We start from the raw sequence: 18049 nt of genomic DNA, 5'->3' as shown, positions 1-18049 counted from the left end.
CGGTATCAGTCGATTATTTCGACTGTGCCGGCTTTTCTTATTCCTAAATAAAACGGTTTCATAATTGGAGGAGAGTCGCTATGGCTGGAAAAGGATTTTTGCAAGCGGGACATAAGCCGTCGTTGTTCAGTTCATTCCTGTATTTTGATGTAAGCTTCATGATTTGGGTATTGCTCGGGCCTCTTGCCGTTATTATCATGAACGACTTTGACATGACGGCGTCACAGAAAGCCAACCTGGTTGCCCTTCCCACCTTGGGTGGTTCCGCTCTACGCTTGGTTCTTGGCTTTCTTACGGATCGAATAGGCCCTAAGAGAACCGGACAACTCGGCATGCTCATCACCATGATCCCACTGGTCTGGGCGTGGCAATTCGCCGACACTTTATCCAGCATGTATTACGTGGCTCTTCTCCTTGGCGTCGCCGGCGCCAGCTTCGCGGCCGCGCTGCCGCTTGCTAGCCGTTGGTACCCGCCGCAATACCAAGGATTAGCTATGGGAATCGCCGGAGCCGGCAATAGCGGAACCGTATTCGCTACTTTATTCGCCAACCGGATTGCGACTCACTATGGCGATTGGCACATCGTCTTCGGCTTTGCCCTTATCCCGATCACCATCACCTTCATTGCGTTCACCATTCTGGCTAAAGATAGTCCGAATCAGCCTGCTCCCGCAACCTTAAAGGACTATGGCAAGCTGCTTGGGCAAAGGGACACTTGGCTTTTCTGTCTTCTCTATAGCGTAACGTTCGGCGGATTCGTCGGAATGGCTACTTATTTAACGATATTTTTCAACACTCAATACGAGTTGGCTCCTATTCGCGCAGCAGACTTTACTACCCTTTGCGTTATCGCAGGCAGTTTCTTTCGTCCGTTAGGAGGATGGCTAGCCGATCGCCTAGGCGGAATCCGCATGCTCATTATGCTGTACGGCGGCGTCGCGATCCTTATGGCGAGCATATCCGGATTGCCCCCTCTCACCGTCGTCACCGTGCTGTTGTTCATCATGATGAGTTTGCTCGGAATGGGTAACGGAGCGGTGTTCCAGCTCGTTCCCCAACGGTTCCGCAAGGAAATCGGCTTGATTACCGGCATAGTCGGTGCGGCCGGCGGATTAGGAGGTTATTTCCTGCCGAAGATTCTCGGCAACATCAAGGAATTCACCGGAAGCTATACGACGGGATTCCTCATCCTTAGCGGTATTGCGATCGTCTGCATCCTGGCGATCCTCGCCGTACAGAAAAATTGGAAGTCTTCCTGGGTCGGTCAAGGCGGCCGCGCTCACGTTCAAACCGAACTATCCGCGTAACCCGATCCAATAGCCTACTCCATCTCTCGATGAAAACAGGAGCTGTCTCAAAGGTGGATAACTTTTGACCAGCTTCTTTCTTTTATTCGATTATGGATTTTGAGGGGATGAATCCCCTTCCGGTTGCTGCTCCACCTCGCAAAGTGAAGATTAGCTTCGTAGCCAATTCCGATTACTTTGCGGGGGCCCCGGGTTGGAATCGTGAAATCTGAATAGGTAAACTCGTAACCAGGAGATTTCACGATTCCAAAGGCAAACGCTGTCGCTCCTACAGGGGATACATCCCCTCTTTTTTCATCGATTTAACAAAATTAACCCATAGAAACACTAAAAAGAAACAATGTCCAGATCGGGACTAGCAGCCAACGGATACGCGGAGAGTTAATCTTTCACCGCAAAAGCAAAGAGAAAACCGAAAATCAGGTGCTAGATTGAATATCGTCATTACCGTAGCGTAAACTGTGAGAACCGGAAAGTGTTTGGACAAATACGGGGATTCCGGCACCTTTCTGCTTCGTGGCTTACCGAAGGTAAGCTTAGAGGTCGGGTGGCTTTCGCTTGCCCATAATCCACTCAAGGAAGCCGCAATTGAGCGAAATAGAGAAATGGCAGCCCATCAGAACCTGGACACCTGCTTGGCTTCCACAGCCTACTGAACCACCGATGTCGGGATCCATAGAAATAAAAAAAAAACGCGACGAGTCGCGTTTAGTAACGAAATAAGTTACTACTTAGGTCTCCTTTTTTTAGGGAGTGATTTGGCCTTCGCTCTTCATGCTCATTAGGTTGCGGCTCGATGAAGGCACTTTTTTAGCCTTCGCGCTTCATGCTCATTAGGTTGCGGCTCGATGAAGGCACTTTTTTGGCCTTCGCGCTTCATGCTAATCAGGTTGCGGCTCGTTGAAGGCACTTTTTTGGCCTTGAATAGCTATAGAGAATAGTAAATATGGGGGAGACCTAAGTAGTAACCGAAATAATAGCTATGATCCTGGGTAGAGCATCGTCATTCTCACCGCGCACGATTTGAAACCAGGCATCCGGCAAGTCGGATCCAACGCCGGATTGGTAATCTTGTTCACGTTCTGAATATCCCCCCAATGCATGGGAACAAACACGGTATCCTCTCTAATGTCCGCCCTGTAGCGGCTTCTTACTACGATGTCTCCTCTTCTCGACTCGAGGCGCACTAGGGAAGCATCCTTAATCCCAAGCTTGCGTGCGGTTCGGGGATGGATCTCCACGAAGGATTCGAAATCCCGAGCAGCCAAAGTATGGCTTCTTCGCGTCTGTACGCCCGTTAAATAATGAGTCAGTACACGGCCCGTCGTGAGCGTTAGTGGATATTGCTCGTTCGTAGGTTCATCCGGCAAGTGGTTCTCTACGCATACGATTTCCGCCTTGCCACTGGAATGCGCGAATGAGGATTCGAATAAACGACCCGTACTCTTATCCTCAACCGTAGGACAAGGCCAGTAGATCCCTTCTTCCTTGCGGAGCCTATCGTAAGTTATGCCGTAATAATCGGCAATACCGCCCTTGCTGGCTAGTCGGAGCTCGTTAAAGATTTCTTCCGAAGAACCGAAGTCAAAGTATTTTCCTTTGCCGAGCTGATCCGCGATGCCGCTGAGAATCTGCCAATCGTGCTTGGCCTCGCCCGGCACGGGGCGGTTAGCCTCCCTTAGAAGCACGCGCCCTTCCATGTTGGTTAGAGTCCCTTCATTCTCGATGTATGCCGATACCGGCAAGATCAGGTCGGCCAAGCGGGCCGTCTCCGATAGGAACATATCCGCTACGACAAGGAAATCGAGCTTCTTCAAGCCTTCTTCCACGAAATCGGCATTCGGGTTGGATACAAGAGGATTTGAACCCATCACGAACAAAGCCCGAATTTCCTCCTGATGCACTTTCTCCATCATCTCGTAAGCGGAGACTCCCTTGCCGGGCAAGTCGCGAGGGTCGATTCCCCACACTCCCGCTACGTACGCCCGGTGATCCGGATTATCGATCATCCGGTAGCCCGGAAGCTGATCCGCCTTCTGCCCGTGCTCCCTGCCTCCCTGTCCGTTTCCTTGGCCGGTGACCGCGCCGTATCCCGAACCGGGTTTGCCGATCTTCCCGGTCATAAGCACCAGATTCAGGAAGCTGCGTACCGCCATGTAGCCATCCGTCTGCTGCTCTACTCCCCGAGCCGTGAATATCATGCCGGTGGAAGATTTACCGTATGCGTTCGCGGCTTTGCGTATACTCTCGGACGGAACTCCGGTTAATTCCGCGATCTCCTCGAGATCCAATTGCTGCAGATGAGCTCTCAGCTCCTCGAACCCGACGGTCCTGTCCGTCAGGAATTTCTTGTCCAGCAATCCTTCTTCCAGCAATACCTTCTGCATGCCATTGGCAAGCGCCGCATCCATTCCGGGCTTCACCTTCAAGTGAAGATCCGCGATCGCCGTCGTTCCGGTTTCCCTTGGATCGATGACGATAATGTAAGCACCGTTTTCTTTCGCTCTCGTGAAATACGGCATGAGCGTCGGCTGGCATTCCGCGATGTTCGTCCCTGCCAAGATGATGCACTTGGCAAGCGCGATGTCGGACAACGGATTCGTCAGCCCCCTGTCCATGCCGAAGGTTTTGTTTCCTGCAGACGCCGCGGCAGACATGCAGAATCGTCCGTTATAGTCGATATACTTGGTCTGCAACGCCACCCTTGCGAATTTTCCCAATAAATAACCGGATTCGTTCGTTAACGAACCCCCTCCGTAAACTCCGATGGAGTCGGATCCGTAACGATTGCAAAGCTCCGAGAATTTAGCCTTTATCCGTTCGTATGCTTCCTCCCACGTAACCGGCACGAGTTGCCCGTCAACTCTGGCCATCGGCCGCAGAATCCGTTCCGCGGTAAGGGCATGCTGGTAGGCGTTCATCCCCTTGATGCAGAGCCTTCCTTCGGATGCGGCATTCGGCTTGGCGATGACCGTATAGGTCTTGCGCCGGTTCTGATCCGTATCCTCGACAACCTGCATCTTGCATTGCACGCTGCAGAAGGGACACTGCGTATCGAAAATCGACTTCTCCCGCTCTTTAAGCTCCGTTCCCATCTGGCTCATCTACTTCACCCGCTCCCCCGCAGCTTCCGGCTGCCGTTCCATTGCTATCTCCAAGGCTCTAACCCGGTCCGCGTCGAGGCGCTCCAACAATCCCGAAACATAGGCCCTGTCATACAGTTGCTCCCTTAGCGCGACAAGTCCCACGCGATTGATCCAATCCCGAGTTGTTTCCCCATAACGCGCCTGTTCCCTGAAAGCTTGCAGGAAAGCAGAAGCCAAGTCCAAAGCAGCTTGATCCAAAGGCTCCGCACTGAGGAGTTGCGCTTGCCGCAGGGAGCCCCGGGAGCTGCCTCCGACATGTATTTCCCAACCTCCAGGCGCGCCGACGATGCCTAAGTCCTTAGCCAGCGTGCCGGCGCGATGCAGCGGACTGCCCGACACGCCGACCGACAGCGCCGTCGGCATCCGTACGCCTTCGAACTGTTCTTCTAGCGCGATCGCCATGCCGATCGAATCCCTCAATGCAAGCCTGTCGTACCGCATGCCTTCGCATGAGCTAACCGTGACCGGCTGTCCGTAGCTTTCCGCAGCGATAGCCATATCCAAATCGGACATCAACGCTCCCAAGTTTTCCGCAGAGACGCCAAGCAGTTCGAACCTATCGTTGCCCAGCTTCGCATGGGGAACCCCGTACTTATCTATGACGTTGGCAATACGCCTTAACTGCTCGGACCGGGCAAGCCCGCCATGCATTCGGGGAACGACGGAGTACGTACCGTCGGCAAGCGCCGTCGATTCATCCGGAGTGAAGGATCCTTTCAGGCTGCCGAGATAATACCCGAGAGCCGGGGTGCAGACGGCGCACCCCGACTTCGTTTTCCAACCGAGATGCTCTCTGACTCCCTCCGCCGTGAGCGCGGAAACGTTATCGCGCCGAATCTCTTCCTTTAGTTCCTCATGGCTTAAATCCGTGCATGCGCATACCGTTTCCTTCGCCGTCTCCTCGTTCTCTTCGCTCGACAACGTTACCCGCAACAGGGCCGAAACCATAGGTTTGCAGCCTCCGCAGGAGCTGGACGCTCTCGTGCACTCCCTTACCTCCTCGAAGGTTTCGAGCTTGCCTTCGCGAATAGCCGCGACGATGCTTCCCTTGGTGACTCCGTTGCAGGAACATACCGTCTCCTTCTCGGACATAGAACAGACCGCATCTTCGCTAGAATCTGCTCCGCCCCCGGCCGGACCGTCCAATACCGATACGTCGGCTCCTTGCTTAATGTATCCGAGAAGCTTGTTGCCCTCGCCGCTATCGCCGAACAATACCGCTCCCACGATACGGTTATCCCGTACGGTCACTTTCTTGTAAGTTCCCCGAATGCCGTCGAGCACCTTCAGCGACGCGGCGACTTCGGAATCCCTGATCTCACCGGCCGAGAACACTTCGACCCCCGATACCTTCAACTGCGAATAAAGAATAGAGCCCCCGTATCCTTCCGTTTCCATGCCGCAGATCGCTTTGGCCAACACCTTTCCTTGCTCATAGAGCGGCGCGACCAAGCCATAGACCATTCCCCGATGTTCCGCGCATTCTCCTACCGCATAGATTCCCGGAACGTTGGTCTCCATCCGGTCGTTCACGACAATCGCCCGATTGACGTCTATCCCGCTGTCCATCGCCAGTTTGACGTTGGGACGGACGCCGACCGCCATGACGATCAGGTCGGCCGAAGCCTTCGTCCCGTCTTTGAACAGCAGCCCTTCGACTCTCTTCTTGCCGATTATTTTCTCCGTGTGCTTGCCGAGCAGGAACTTCATTCCCTGCTTTTCCAGCTCTTTCCGCAGCATCTCCGCCGCATCCGAATCGAGTTGCCGTTCCATGATGTGATGGTAGATGTGTACGACATCTACCTCCATCCCCAGATTGAGCAAACCTCTCGCGGCTTCCAGCCCGAGCAATCCACCGCCGATCACTACCGCTTTCTTATATTTACGCGAAGCAGCCATCATCGTATTGCAATCGTTAATATCCCGGAATGCGGTCACTCCCGGCAGATCCGCTCCGGGGAGCGGCAGCATGAACGGCAAGGAACCCGTTGCCAGGATGAGATAATCATAAGGCGCTTCTACTCCCTTGCCGCTGACGACGATTCGCTCGTTCGCGTCGATTCGGATGACCGGGTCGCCCGAATGCAAAGTTATGCCGTTATCCCGATACCACTGCCAGTCGTTGATCGTAATGTCTTTAATTTGAGTGTCGCCTTGCAAGACTTTGGACAGCATGATGCGATTATAGTTCGGATGAGGCTCCCCGCCGAAAATCGTGATATCGAAAACCCCTGGCGCAAGCTTCATCACTTCTTCGACGCATCGGACGCCCGCCATTCCGTTACCGATCAGAACGAGCTTACGTTTCTCCATAGGCCTAAGACCTCCCTATAGGCATATAGGTTTCGTTCAAGTTCTTCTGCTCCACGATTTCTTTCCAAGGGTCCTTCATGAGCTCCAACGTCTGCTCGATCCTCTCGACGAGCGCCAATCGGTCCTCCCGCTTATCCAAAGCCGCTTTGACCGCGTCCAACCCGACGCGTTCCAGCCACTCGGAGGTGCGTTCGTTGTACTTGCCCGTTTCCCGGTAATATTGGAGATAAGCGCCCGACCATTCGAGCACCTCTTCTTCGGTCTTGACCTTGCAAAGAAGATCCGTGCCGCGAAGCTTGGTTCCCCCGTTGCCGCCGACGTGAAGCTCCCAGCCCCCGTCTATCGCAATGACGCCGAAGTCCTTGATGGTCGCTTCCGCGCAATTCCTAGGGCAACCGGATACGGCCATCTTCACTTTCGCGGGCGTGTTCAACCTCTCGAACTTCTTCTCCAGCTTAATTCCCATTCCGATGGCATCTTGGGTGCCGAAACGGCAGAACGTGGAGCCGACGCACGTCTTTACCGTACGCAAAGCCTTCCCGTACGCATAACCCGAAGGCATATCCAAATCAGCCCACATCGCCGGCAGATGTTCCTTCTTTACCCCGAGCAGATCTATCCGTTGTCCGCCCGTTACCTTCACGAGCGGCACTTCGTATTTATCCGCGATTTCGGCTATCTTCATCAGATCCTTTGGAGTCGTTACGCCGCCGTACATCCGGGGAACGACGGAATACGTACCGTCCTTCTGGATATTCGCATGGTTGCGCTCGTTGACGAACCGGGACTCTTTCTCGTCCTCGTGCTCCTCCGGCCATACCATGCCCAGATAGTAATTAAGCGCAGGCCTGCACTTGGAGCATCCTTCCGTATTGCTCCAATCCAGGACGTTCATGACTTCCTTGGAAGTCGTTAAATGCATGTTCTTAATGGCTTCCACGACTTCGTCGCGACCTAGGGCCGTACATCCGCAGATGCCTTCCTTAACGGTTTTTACTCCATCCGCACCAAGCACGTACGTCAAGACGTCCGCCACGAGCGGCTTGCAGCCTCCGCATGAGCCCGATGCTTTCGTACATGCTTTGATCTCGTTCACGCTCGCGCATCCTTTTTCCTGAATGGCCTGTACGATCGCGCCTTTGCTGACGCCGTTGCATCCGCAAACGACTTCGTCGTCGCTCATCGCGGCGACTAGCTCCGCGCCGGACTTGGCCAAACCTCCGGCGCCCGCGCCGAGCAACACTTCCTTCTCCTTGCCCGCGACGTCCTCACCGCTGCGGATCATCGCGAACAAACGGGAGCCGTCGGCGGTATCCCCGAACAGAACCGTGCCGATTACCTTCCCGTTCCGGATGACGATCTTCTTATAGACGCCGTCCAATTCATCCTGCAACCGGATCGCCCGGGTATCGGCGGCGTCTTTGAATTGGCCCGCGGAGAAGACGTTAACGCCCGATACCTTGAGCTTCGTCGATACGACGGAGCCTTGGTAACCCGGCGTTTCCACGCCCGATAACCTTTTGGCCAGAACGGCGCCTTGCTCGTACAAAGGCGCGACCAGTCCGTACGCGATCCCGCGGTGCTCCGCGCATTCGCCGACGGAGTAGATGTTCGGGACGTCCGTCTCCATGTAATCGTTAACGACGATTCCGCGGTTGATCTCGATTCCGCTATTCTTGGCAAGAGCGATGTTAGGACGAATCCCGACCGCCATCACGACGAGTTCCGCAGCCTCTTCGGAGCCGTCCGTGAACCGCAGACCCGTTACCCGCTTCTTGCCCAGGATCGAATCGGTATTCTTGGAGAGAAGGAACTTCATCCCTTGGCTCTCCAGTTCCCGTTGCAGCATCAGCGACGCCGGCTGGTCCAGTTGCCGTTCCATGAGAAAGGGATGGATATGGACGACGGATACTTCCATATTCAAGTTAAGCAGTCCTCGGGCCGCTTCTAAGCCAAGCAATCCGCCGCCGATGACGATCGCTTTTTTATATTTCCGGGCCGTGGCCATCATCGTCTCGCAATCTTTAATATCCCGAAAGGCAATGACGCCCTCCTTATCGGCTCCCGGCAGAGGAAGCATGAACGGCAAAGAACCCGTCGCGATAATCAACTCATCGTATGGAACGCTAATTCCGCCATCCGCGTGGACAAGCTTGCGCTCTTTGTCGATGTGATTGACCGCATGACCGGTATGCAACGTAATATGGTTATCTTCGTACCAGGACCAATCGTTAATAACGATATCCTTCATATCCGCGTCTCCCGCCAGTACGGAGGAGAGCAAGATACGGTTATAGTTGGGATGCGGCTCGCTGCCGAAAATCGTAATCTCATAGCGGTTCGGAGCTAACTTCAATAGCTGTTCGACGCAACTAACGCCTGCCATTCCGTTCCCGACCAGCACAAGCTTCGGTTTCTTCTTATTTGGTAAAGAGGGTGTCGAGGTAGTAGTGGATTTGTCCATGCGTATGCTCCTTTAAAATCAGAATCATTCAACGAAGTGTAATTTCTGCAAGAGACTCCGTTGTCTCATTCGCCATTTAAGGTAGCTCGGCAAGGTTTTCGAATACGCAAGAGACATCTTTGTCTCTCATCGAGGATTAGAACTGGGGATATGTCATAAATTCTAACGTAATATAATAACTTTACAATATTTAAACTCCTTTTTCAACGTGTTTTTCATTTACAAAGCTTATTAGCGGTTAAAAATAGTCGGGTGCGTAAACTAAAATAACATCAAAATTGACTTTTGATTTCCCCTACAACAAAGCCCCTTGGGCAAATGCGCTCAAGGGGCTCTGTGTCGTTCAATATGATGTTGGCGCCGGAATAATGGAATTACTCCGCTGCGGCCGGCGTGCTTGATTGGGACTCGACAGGACGCCCTTCCGGGTTAAGCTCCTCGGATAATGCTTGCTTAGCCTCCTGAAGCTTCGCGTCGTCCAAATAAACGTAAGGGCTTTTCCATTCCCCGGTTAAGGGAATAAAGCGAATGTCCGAACGATTGATGCGGAAATACGTTTTGATCAAATTCTGGATCTGCGATTTAGGAATATCGGTTCTCATATTATCGCCAACGGCATTCAGGACGTCGTCGACTTTCGTAACGCTGCTGAACGACTTCATGCGGTCAGCAATCGCTCCAAGTACTTGACTTTGCCTTTCGTTCCGCTCGAAGTCGCTGGAAGGGGCCGTTCCGCGATTGGATTTTCGGTAACGTACGAACCCGAGCGCCTGCTCGCCGTCGAGCGTTTGCTCGCCGGCCGTGAGGTCTATATCCGTGTCGTCGACCGTATCCACGTAACGCATATCCTTGTCGACCGTGACATCAACCCCTCCCAGGGCATCGACCACGTCAACAAAGCCTTGAAAGTCTATTACAGCCGTGTACTGGATGGGAATATCGAAAAATTTAGCCAGCATTTCGCGGGTTTGGTCACGCGCGTAATCTGGGAGTTGATCTTCCTCTAAATTTTTCTCATTCCGACCGAAAGAATGAAAAGCCGCATAATAGCCGTTAGCCTTATGTCTTTTGTATCCTTCCAACTGCAAGTCGCTATCGCGGGGAATAGAGACGACCGTCGCGGTTTTCGTCTTCGGATTAAACGCCGCTACCATCATGACGTCGGTATTCATGCTGCCCGTCTCGCTGCGCGTATCCAATCCCAATAGGACGAGAGCGATCGGTTTAACCTGCGCCCGGTCTTCCTTAGGAATGGACGCGCTTACCTTGCCATCGTCTTGTCTAGCTATTTTATCCAAGTTTTTATCGCCGACTATGTATAAGAAACCTACATAACAAGCCAAGGCAAGAATGATCAGACCTAACGTTAGGAACGCAAGCCTTCCCCAACGGATTTTTCTCCCTGGCGGCTTAGAGGACTTAGGTGGCGTGGCGCGGTACTTCGTGCGTGATGGCAAAGGCGTATCGTTACTCAAACCGTTTCCTCCTCTTCCGCTTCGTCGGAATCATCGTTGCCGTTATCCGGGCTTCCGAACATTTCCCGGTTCAACTGCTCCACGGCTTCCCGATCGAACCATACCGTACGAGAGGAACCGTCGAACTTCAAATAGGTAACATGGACTTTGCCGGCGTCCATAGAACTGACTTCAAACGACGTCAATCCGTGGTCTTCCGACAAAATCTGCGCAAAAAAGAGAAGGGTTTCCCTTGCCGCCTCATCATCGGGATGGGCGGAGGAAACCCATTTCATCTGCAACCAATAGAACAAGGCATCCATTAAAGACACGGCTGTTCCCCCGTTCGACTTATACCTTCTGTTCGTTCGAGTTAATCTACTGCGGGTCTGCGGAATTCGCTTTAGTTGAACCGTTAGCTTTATTCATCCGGTACGCCTTGCGCTTATCGTAAAATTGGCGCATCCGCAGGAGCGCCATCATTCCGACGGCAACGGCCATGCATTGGATAATGGGCAGTTTATCGAGCTGCAACAACAGCAGGACCAAGCAGCCCAAGGCCAGCACGACGTGAACGAGAATTTCCTTCAGGATGGGAAGCTTCCCCACCCTGAAGACGGTATTGAAGATATAAACCGTACAGGCAACGATGAGCAGATAGGAAATCACCGAATGATCATGGAGCCACTGCTGCATAGTTATCCTCCTATTACACTCCGGCTTCAGCCACGCGACGTTGTTTCTCGGACCTTTCGCGCTCGCTCTTGTTCAATACTTTCTTGCGAAGGCGAATGCTCTTAGGAGTAATCTCGCAGAGCTCGTCGTCGTTCAAATATTCAAGCGCTTCTTCCAGGGACATCAGGCGAGGCGATTTCAGCTTCACCGTTTCTTCCTTGTTCGCGGTACGAATGTTGTTTAGCGCTTTTTCTTTGCAGATGTTGACGATGATGTCGTTGTCGCGAGTATGCTCGCCGACGATCATGCCTTCGTATACGTCCAATCCAGGCTCGAGGAACAGAATTCCGCGATCCTCTACGGACATCATACCATACATTGTCGTTTTGCCCGTTTCGCTCGCGATCAGCACGCCTTGATGACGTCCGCCGACTTGGCCGCCAACCATTGGTCCGTAGCTATCGAACGCATGGTTCATAACGCCGTATCCGCGCGTCAGCGTCAGGAAGTTCGTGCGGTATCCAATCAGACCGCGCGCTGGAATAAGGAATTCCAGACGTACTTGACCCGTTCCATTGTTGATCATGTTTACCATTTCCGCTTTGCGCGTTCCCAGGCTTTCCATGACCGCGCCCATGCTTTCTTCCGGCACGTCGATCAACAAACGCTCGATCGGCTCGCTTTTTACGCCGTCGATCATCTTTAGAATAACTTCCGGTTTGGAAACCTGAATCTCGAAGCCTTCGCGACGCATATTCTCGATAAGGATACCAAGGTGCAATTCTCCGCGTCCGCTGACAACGAATGCATCCGGGCTATCGGTTTCGTCAACGCGCAAGCTAACGTCGGTCTCGATTTCCTTGAACAAACGTTCGCGCAGCTTACGGGAAGTTACCCATTTGCCTTCGCGGCCGACGAACGGGCTGTTGTTCACGAGGAACGTCATTTGCAAAGTCGGCTCGTCGATGGCGAGTACCGGCAATGCTTCCGGATTAGCCGGATCGGCGATCGTCTCTCCGATATTGATTTCTTTAAGGCCCGCGATCGCTACGATGTCGCCAGCAGCCGCTTCTTCCACTTCGATCCGCTTCAGCCCTTGGAAGCCGAAAAGCTTCTCGATGCGGGCTTGCTTGACTTGGCCTTCGCGATTGATAACCGCAACGACTTGACCTTGGGCAATGCGACCGCGGTTGACGCGACCGATGGCAATCCGGCCCATATATTCGTTGTAATCCAGCAAAGTAACAAGGAATTGCAATGGCTCGTCGGGATTTTCCTTCGGCGATGGGATATGCTCGAGAATCATCTCGTACAAAGGCTCCATCGTCGGTTGCAAATCATCCGGCGTATTGCCCGCGATACCGTTCAGTCCCGATGCGTATACAACCGGGAATTCCAATTGATCATCCGTAGCTTCAAGCTCGATGAACAGTTCAAGCACTTCATCCACGACTTCCGCGGGACGAGCGGCAGGACGATCGATTTTGTTCAGAACGACTACCGGCGTAAGGCCTTGTTGCAGTGCCTTCCGAAGTACGAATTTCGTTTGCGGCATGCAGCCTTCGAACGCGTCCACGACAAGAAGCACGCCGTCGACCATTTTCATGATCCGCTCTACTTCTCCGCCAAAATCGGCATGTCCAGGCGTATCGACGATATTAATAAGATAATCTTTGTAGTTAACGGCTGTGTTCTTAGCCAAAATGGTAATGCCGCGTTCCCGCTCCAGATCGTTGGAATCCATCGCGCGGTCTTGCAGTTGTTCGTTCTCGCGGAATGTACCCGATTGACGCAGCAACTGGTCAACTAGCGTCGTTTTACCATGGTCAACGTGGGCAATGATTGCGATGTTGCGAATACGGTCTCTTGAATGCATAATTCCACTCCTCATTTATCTATCTCTGGTTCCCTAATTTGCCTTAATCATAGGGTTCTCTAAATCCACAAAACAAAACGCCGACTCGGAGGCCGACGTTAATTTGCATCACCGGTACGATTGACGCAGCGCTTCGTTCAAAGCATCCGCTGGTCCTCATCCCTTCTATTATACGCTACATCATTCGAAAAGCCAACATCATTGTAAAACGTTACGCGATTAGCGACTTTTTACCAAGTCCTAGGGCGACGAAGCACTAGCCATATACCGAAGCCAATGAGGCCAGCGGCTAGCACGTATATTCCCCAAGTCCAAAGTAACGTTATCCCGAACAAAACGATCGACAGGACGGCAAGTCCCATCGCGGCCGTCCATATTTGTTTCGAGCGACTGTAGCCGAATACGTAAAACTCATATAAACCGACCGCAATCGCGAATGGAAACAGCGGCCACAAGTATTTCATCAATCCCCATCCGAACCAGTTGCCGATGAGCAGAATGACCGACACGACCGTCAGGATACCGGCGGGAATCAGGGCAACCGAAGGAACCATTCTACCGAAATAAAGCACATGGAGCAATACGCCGGGAATCAGAATGAACAACGGCCAGAAAACGGCTCCGATAAAAGCAAAAACACCCAGCTTGCCTAAAAGAATTATCAATCCAACAGCCACTATTCCGATACCGACTGCGGCGGATTGTCTGTTCACGATGGTTCCCCCACTTCATCCCATTCTCTGAACGCCACGGCCAAAAGTTACGAAACGTGACATCTTTTTCTTTAGTTTAATGGAAGTCGGGGGAAAAAACTAGTGCTTTCGGCGAATGAATAAAGCAAGAACCAGGAGCCCCGTTACCGTCATCAGCGGAACCAGCTTTTCATATGCAGGTTGAAGCAGATACCCGTACGGCGCCCATCCAGGATCGCTTAGAGCCATCTTCGCCGCCGTATAGCCGAGCAGTCCCCCGCCCAAATAAAGCAATCCGGGTAACCGGTCAAGAACGCGCATAATGAACGAGCTGCCCCAAATAATTATCGGGATGCTCATGACGATTCCGATAATGAGCATGGCGGTATCCCCGTTCGCGACGGCCGCGACAGCCAGAACATTATCCAGGCTCATGACGAAGTCGGCGACTACGATCGTCCACACGGCTCCCGTCAAGGTTGAGGCCGCATGAGTATTTGCCGATTTTTCCTTGTTGTCGAGCAGCAGCTGCAAGGCAATAATTAGGAGCAGAATGGCACCCGCTGTCTGGAGGTAAGGGATGTGAAGCAGCTTTATCGCCCCCAGTGTTAATACGCATCTCAGCCCGATAGCCGCAATGGCGCCCCACCATACCGCTTTCCTTCTCTGATGAATCGGCAATCTTCTTCCCGCCATCGCGATGACGATGGCATTATCGCCGCTTAAAAGCAAATTAATCATGACGATTTCGAGAAAAACGATTAAAGTTTCCATCGTTCCCATGCAGCCACCCCCTCATACCTGTTTTATGTACAAGCCGGAGAGGATATGTGATGGAATTTTTTTGAATCGATTTCGCAACTAGGACGTATTACTGCTTGAATTAATCGGGGAGGGATTATATCGTGGAACTATTTGGATGGGACCTATTGAGCTTGGACTTCTGGACGATCTTGTGTACGATCGTGTTCATCGATCTATTGCTTGCGGGAGACAATGCCATCGTCATCGGTCTAGCAGCCAGAAGTTTGCCGAAGGAAATGCAGAAAAAAGCCGTTCTCGGCGGCACTGCCGGTGCGGTAATCATTCGAGTCGTGGCCACGATGCTTGTCGTCTCCTTGCTCAAAATTCCTTTCCTGCTTGCCATCGGGGGAGTGCTTCTCATCTGGATTGCTTATAAACTACTCGTCCAAGAGGACGCGCATGGAGATATCAAAGCAGGTTCAACATTATGGGCGGCTATTCGAACCATTATCATAGCGGATGCGGCCATGGGGCTCGATAACGTTATCGCGGTTGCGGGGGCAGCGCATGGGGATTACTTCCTCGTCGTACTTGGGCTACTCATCAGCATCCCTATTATCGTTTGGGGAAGCACGCTATTTATCAAGATTATCGAAAAATACCAATGGATCATTTATTTGGGATCAGGCGTCCTCGCTTATACGGCCGCCAAGATGATTACTCACGAGAAGGAATTCGAATCGTTCTTCACCAGCAATCCTGTTTTCACTTGGATATTTATCGCCACGCTGGTCGTGCTCGTTATCGTTGCCGGAGTTTGGACCAACGCAATCAATTCGCGTCGTGATGAGGAAAAAACGCCGAGTCCGACGCTCGCCACCAAAAAAAGCCGTGAAACGCATTAATTGCGCTTCACGGCTTACTTTTTATACGATTAGAACCAAGCGTCTTCTTTTTGTTCCTCGGAATCCGTTATCCCGTCTTCCCTCAGCATGACCATTTCCGTTCCGGCTACAGCTTCGTCGATTAAACGTTCCAACTCATCGCCTAGATGAGCCTCGATGTGTTCCACGGTCTTTAAGTTAGGATTGATTGCGGGCGCTTTGGGAACGAACAACGTACAGCAATCCTCGAAAGGAAGAATCGACGTCTCGAACGTGCCGATTTTCTCCGCAAACCCGATTATATCCTGCTTGTCCATCATTACCAAGGGGCGCAGCAACGGCAGTGAAGATGAGCGCCCGATCACGTTCATGCTGCCGAGCGTCTGACTAGCAACCTGTCCAAGACTATCCCCGGTTACGATGGCAAGAGCTCCGTTCCGTTCAGCCAGCTTTTCCGTAATTCTGAGCATGAAGCGCCGCATGAGAGTGATAATTAAGCTATCCTGTCCGGATTGCGACAGCTGCGTCTGCAGCTTCGTTTGCAGCTCCGTGAACGGAACAAGATGTAAATTGATCTTGCCGCCGTAGTAAGCCAATCGCTTGGCCAGCGCTACGACTTTATCCTTGGCTTGCTCGCTCGTGAACGGGTAGCTGTGGAAGTGGACCGCTTCTACTTTCAGCCCTTTTCTCATCGCCATCCAGCCTGCCACCGGACTATCTATGCCACCCGAGAGAAGCAGCATCGCCTTGCCGTTCATTCCGAGCGGGAAACCCCCGGCGCCTTTCACTACTTCGCAGAAAATGTAAGTATTTTCGTGTTGGATATCGATCTTTAATTCCACGTCCGGCTGACGTACGTCAACCTTCAAGTCGGGCGTGTTGCGCAGAACATGGGCGCCGACGAGATGGTTCATTTCCGTGGAATCGTGAGGGTACTGCTTCCAGCCCCGCTTAACGGATACCTTGAATGTTCTCGGCGAAGGACTCAAGCTTCTGATCAGCTCCAGCGAATTGTCCCGAATGGTTTGTAAGTCATGCTCCGATTTCATAACGGGACTAAAAGTGAAAATGCCGAAAATATCCCTCAACCGTTCCGCGATCGGCTCATATTTTTCCCCGTTCAGATGGATGTACACCCGTGCGTATCCCCTGACGTATTCCAGAGCCGGCATCCCCTTCAAAGCCAGCTTGATCTGATTAAGCAGCATGGTCTCGAAACGGTTGCGGTTGCGCCCCTTAATCGTAATCTCTCCGAATCTTACCAAGACGAGATCATATTTCATTTCGTTTTCCTCTCCAGCGGTTTCAGCTTGGTCACGACCATCTTGAGCCTCTCGCCTAGAATTTCTATGTCTTCTTGCGTATGTTCGTCGCCTAAGCTGATCCGGATACTTCCAGATGCCCGGTCAGCGTCTTGTCCCATAGCCAGTAGAACCCTGCTTGGCTCTAAACTCTTCGATGAGCAAGCGGATTGCGTGGAGACTAAAATTCCATGCTTCTCAAGCATGTGAATTATAACCTCCGGGCGCATTCCCGGATAGGATACATTAACGACATGGGGAGCGGTTTCCGTCTGCGCTCCGATGCCGTCCGCGCCAATCCCATTCAAGACGAGCTCGGGAATTCCGGCGATGATTCCGAGCAATTGTCGTCTCATCTCGTACATCCGTTCGCGCCTTGCATCGGTGCTTTCCAACGTTAGCCGAAGCGCTTGCGACATAGCCACAATGCCCGGAACGTTATGGGTTCCCGAACGAAAGCCTTCCTCTTGTTCACCGCCGCTTAACAAGGGAGCAAGCTCGATTCCTTTCTTGACGAGCAGAAAACCCATTCCTTTAGGACCGCCGAATTTATGCGCGGAACCTGTGTATAGATGCACTCCCCATGTTTCCCACGAAAAGGGTACCTTGCCGATCGCTTGAACGCCGTCTACATGGAACCTAACATGCGGAAATCCGGATATGACCTCGCCAATCTCCCTGATCGGCTGGACAACTCCAGTTTCATTATTCACTTGCATAACGCTAACAAGCACGGTGTCTTTACGAATCGCCTTTGCCACGTCTTCCGGATTCACTCTTCCCGAATGATCGACCGGCAATATCGTCGTATGAATACCGAATGCTTCGAGCTGCCGAACGCATTCATATACGGAAGCATGCTCCGTCGCGGTGGAAATGACATGCTTTGTCGCCCTAACCGACTTGTGGACCATGCCCTTGAGCGCCAGATTGTTACTCTCCGTTCCTCCGGAGGTAAATATGACTTCCCGAGGTTCTGCTCCCATTCTATCCGCGATGCTTGCACGCGCCCGTTCGACCAGCTTCATCGCTTCCGATCCGGAACGGTGCAATGCGGCAGCGTTCGCGTAATGCAGCTTCATTAGCTCGGTCATCGTCTCGATAACGATTGGCAACATCGGAGTAGATGCGCAATGGTCGTAATAATAAGTTTTCATTAATAATTCCCCATTCTGTAAACACGGGATGTTCAT

At 52.4% G+C, this 18049-nt stretch carries 13 protein-coding genes and 1 pseudogene; 3 read left to right on the top strand and 11 right to left on the bottom strand.

Annotation, left to right across the window (positions count from 1 at the left end; all coding sequences use genetic code 11):
* Positions 1-80: 80 nt before the first annotated feature.
* Positions 81-1307 (top strand): nitrate/nitrite transporter, encoded by a 1227-nt coding sequence (locus tag E2980_RS01150; protein ID WP_135150278.1) that lies wholly within the window; start codon positions 81-83, stop codon positions 1305-1307.
* Between the two features lie 463 nt (positions 1308-1770).
* Positions 1771-1963, top strand: a pseudogene (locus E2980_RS25065) (transposase); the annotation flags it as partial.
* 324 nt (positions 1964-2287) lie between these two features.
* Here E2980_RS25065 and nasC read toward each other — a convergent pair.
* The 9 genes from nasC to E2980_RS01100 form a co-directional block, all read right to left on the bottom strand.
* Complete coding sequence (nasC, locus tag E2980_RS01140; RefSeq protein WP_135150277.1) at positions 2288-4411, bottom strand: assimilatory nitrate reductase catalytic subunit NasC; 2124 nt, start codon at positions 4409-4411, stop codon at positions 2288-2290.
* Positions 4412-6766, bottom strand: a complete 2355-nt coding sequence (nirB, locus tag E2980_RS01135) for a nitrite reductase large subunit NirB (RefSeq protein WP_135150276.1) — start codon at positions 6764-6766, stop codon at positions 4412-4414.
* 4 nt (positions 6767-6770) lie between these two features.
* Entirely contained in the window at positions 6771-9230 is a 2460-nt protein-coding gene (nirB, locus tag E2980_RS01130; protein WP_135150275.1) for a nitrite reductase large subunit NirB, read from the bottom strand.
* A gap of 374 nt (positions 9231-9604) precedes the next feature.
* On the bottom strand, positions 9605-10705 hold the full coding sequence (locus E2980_RS01125) for an LCP family protein (protein WP_135150274.1): 1101 nt from the start codon (positions 10703-10705) through the stop codon (positions 9605-9607).
* Positions 10702-11016 carry a hypothetical protein gene (locus tag E2980_RS01120; RefSeq protein WP_135150273.1) on the bottom strand — a complete coding sequence of 105 codons (315 nt, stop codon included), beginning with the start codon at positions 11014-11016 and terminating at the stop codon, positions 10702-10704. Before E2980_RS01120 ends, E2980_RS01125 begins: the two co-directional genes overlap by 4 nt.
* Before the next feature lie 46 nt (positions 11017-11062).
* Complete coding sequence (locus E2980_RS01115) at positions 11063-11380, bottom strand: YlaH-like family protein (protein ID WP_135150272.1); 318 nt, start codon at positions 11378-11380, stop codon at positions 11063-11065.
* 13 nt (positions 11381-11393) lie between these two features.
* Entirely contained in the window at positions 11394-13235 is a 1842-nt protein-coding gene (gene typA, locus E2980_RS01110; protein WP_135150271.1) for a translational GTPase TypA, read from the bottom strand.
* Between the two features lie 230 nt (positions 13236-13465).
* Entirely contained in the window at positions 13466-13948 is a 483-nt protein-coding gene (locus E2980_RS01105) for a hypothetical protein (protein WP_135150270.1), read from the bottom strand.
* A gap of 99 nt (positions 13949-14047) precedes the next feature.
* A complete protein-coding gene (locus E2980_RS01100; protein WP_135150269.1) occupies positions 14048-14710 on the bottom strand; it encodes a YjbE family putative metal transport protein in 663 nt (220 codons plus the stop codon).
* Positions 14711-14832: 122 nt separating this feature from the next.
* On the opposite strand from E2980_RS01100, the gene E2980_RS01095 reads away from it, so the two are divergent.
* Entirely contained in the window at positions 14833-15576 is a 744-nt protein-coding gene (locus E2980_RS01095) for a TerC family protein (RefSeq protein WP_135150268.1), read from the top strand.
* Positions 15577-15605: 29 nt separating this feature from the next.
* Here E2980_RS01095 and thiI read toward each other — a convergent pair whose 3' ends face one another.
* The gene (thiI, locus tag E2980_RS01090; protein ID WP_135150267.1) at positions 15606-16838 is read right to left on the bottom strand and encodes a tRNA uracil 4-sulfurtransferase ThiI; all 1233 of its coding nucleotides are present in this window, start codon (positions 16836-16838) and stop codon (positions 15606-15608) included.
* Positions 16835-18013 carry a cysteine desulfurase family protein gene (locus E2980_RS01085; protein WP_135150266.1) on the bottom strand — a complete coding sequence of 393 codons (1179 nt, stop codon included), beginning with the start codon at positions 18011-18013 and terminating at the stop codon, positions 16835-16837. The genes thiI and E2980_RS01085 overlap by 4 nt, the downstream gene beginning before the upstream one ends.
* Positions 18014-18049: the final 36 nt, after the last annotated feature.

The organism is Cohnella luojiensis, assembly GCF_004564235.1.
GTDB classification, from domain to species: domain Bacteria; phylum Bacillota; class Bacilli; order Paenibacillales; family Paenibacillaceae; genus Cohnella; species Cohnella luojiensis.
Note: the sequence above shows the minus strand (reverse complement) of the source record. Positions and strands in the feature narration are given on the sequence as shown.

Coding starts and splice junctions, on each gene's coding strand:
- E2980_RS01150 (WP_135150278.1), top strand. CDS start 81: ATGGCTGGAAAAGGATTTTTGCAAGCGGGACATAAGCCGTCGTTGTTC.
- nasC (WP_135150277.1), bottom strand. CDS start 4,411: ATGAGCCAGATGGGAACGGAGCTTAAAGAGCGGGAGAAGTCGATTTTC.
- nirB (WP_135150276.1), bottom strand. CDS start 6,766: ATGGAGAAACGTAAGCTCGTTCTGATCGGTAACGGAATGGCGGGCGTC.
- nirB (WP_135150275.1), bottom strand. CDS start 9,230: ATGGACAAATCCACTACTACCTCGACACCCTCTTTACCAAATAAGAAG.
- E2980_RS01115 (WP_135150272.1), bottom strand. CDS start 11,380: ATGCAGCAGTGGCTCCATGATCATTCGGTGATTTCCTATCTGCTCATC.
- typA (WP_135150271.1), bottom strand. CDS start 13,235: ATGCATTCAAGAGACCGTATTCGCAACATCGCAATCATTGCCCACGTT.
- E2980_RS01100 (WP_135150269.1), bottom strand. CDS start 14,710: ATGGGAACGATGGAAACTTTAATCGTTTTTCTCGAAATCGTCATGATT.
- thiI (WP_135150267.1), bottom strand. CDS start 16,838: ATGAAATATGATCTCGTCTTGGTAAGATTCGGAGAGATTACGATTAAG.
- E2980_RS01085 (WP_135150266.1), bottom strand. CDS start 18,013: ATGAAAACTTATTATTACGACCATTGCGCATCTACTCCGATGTTGCCA.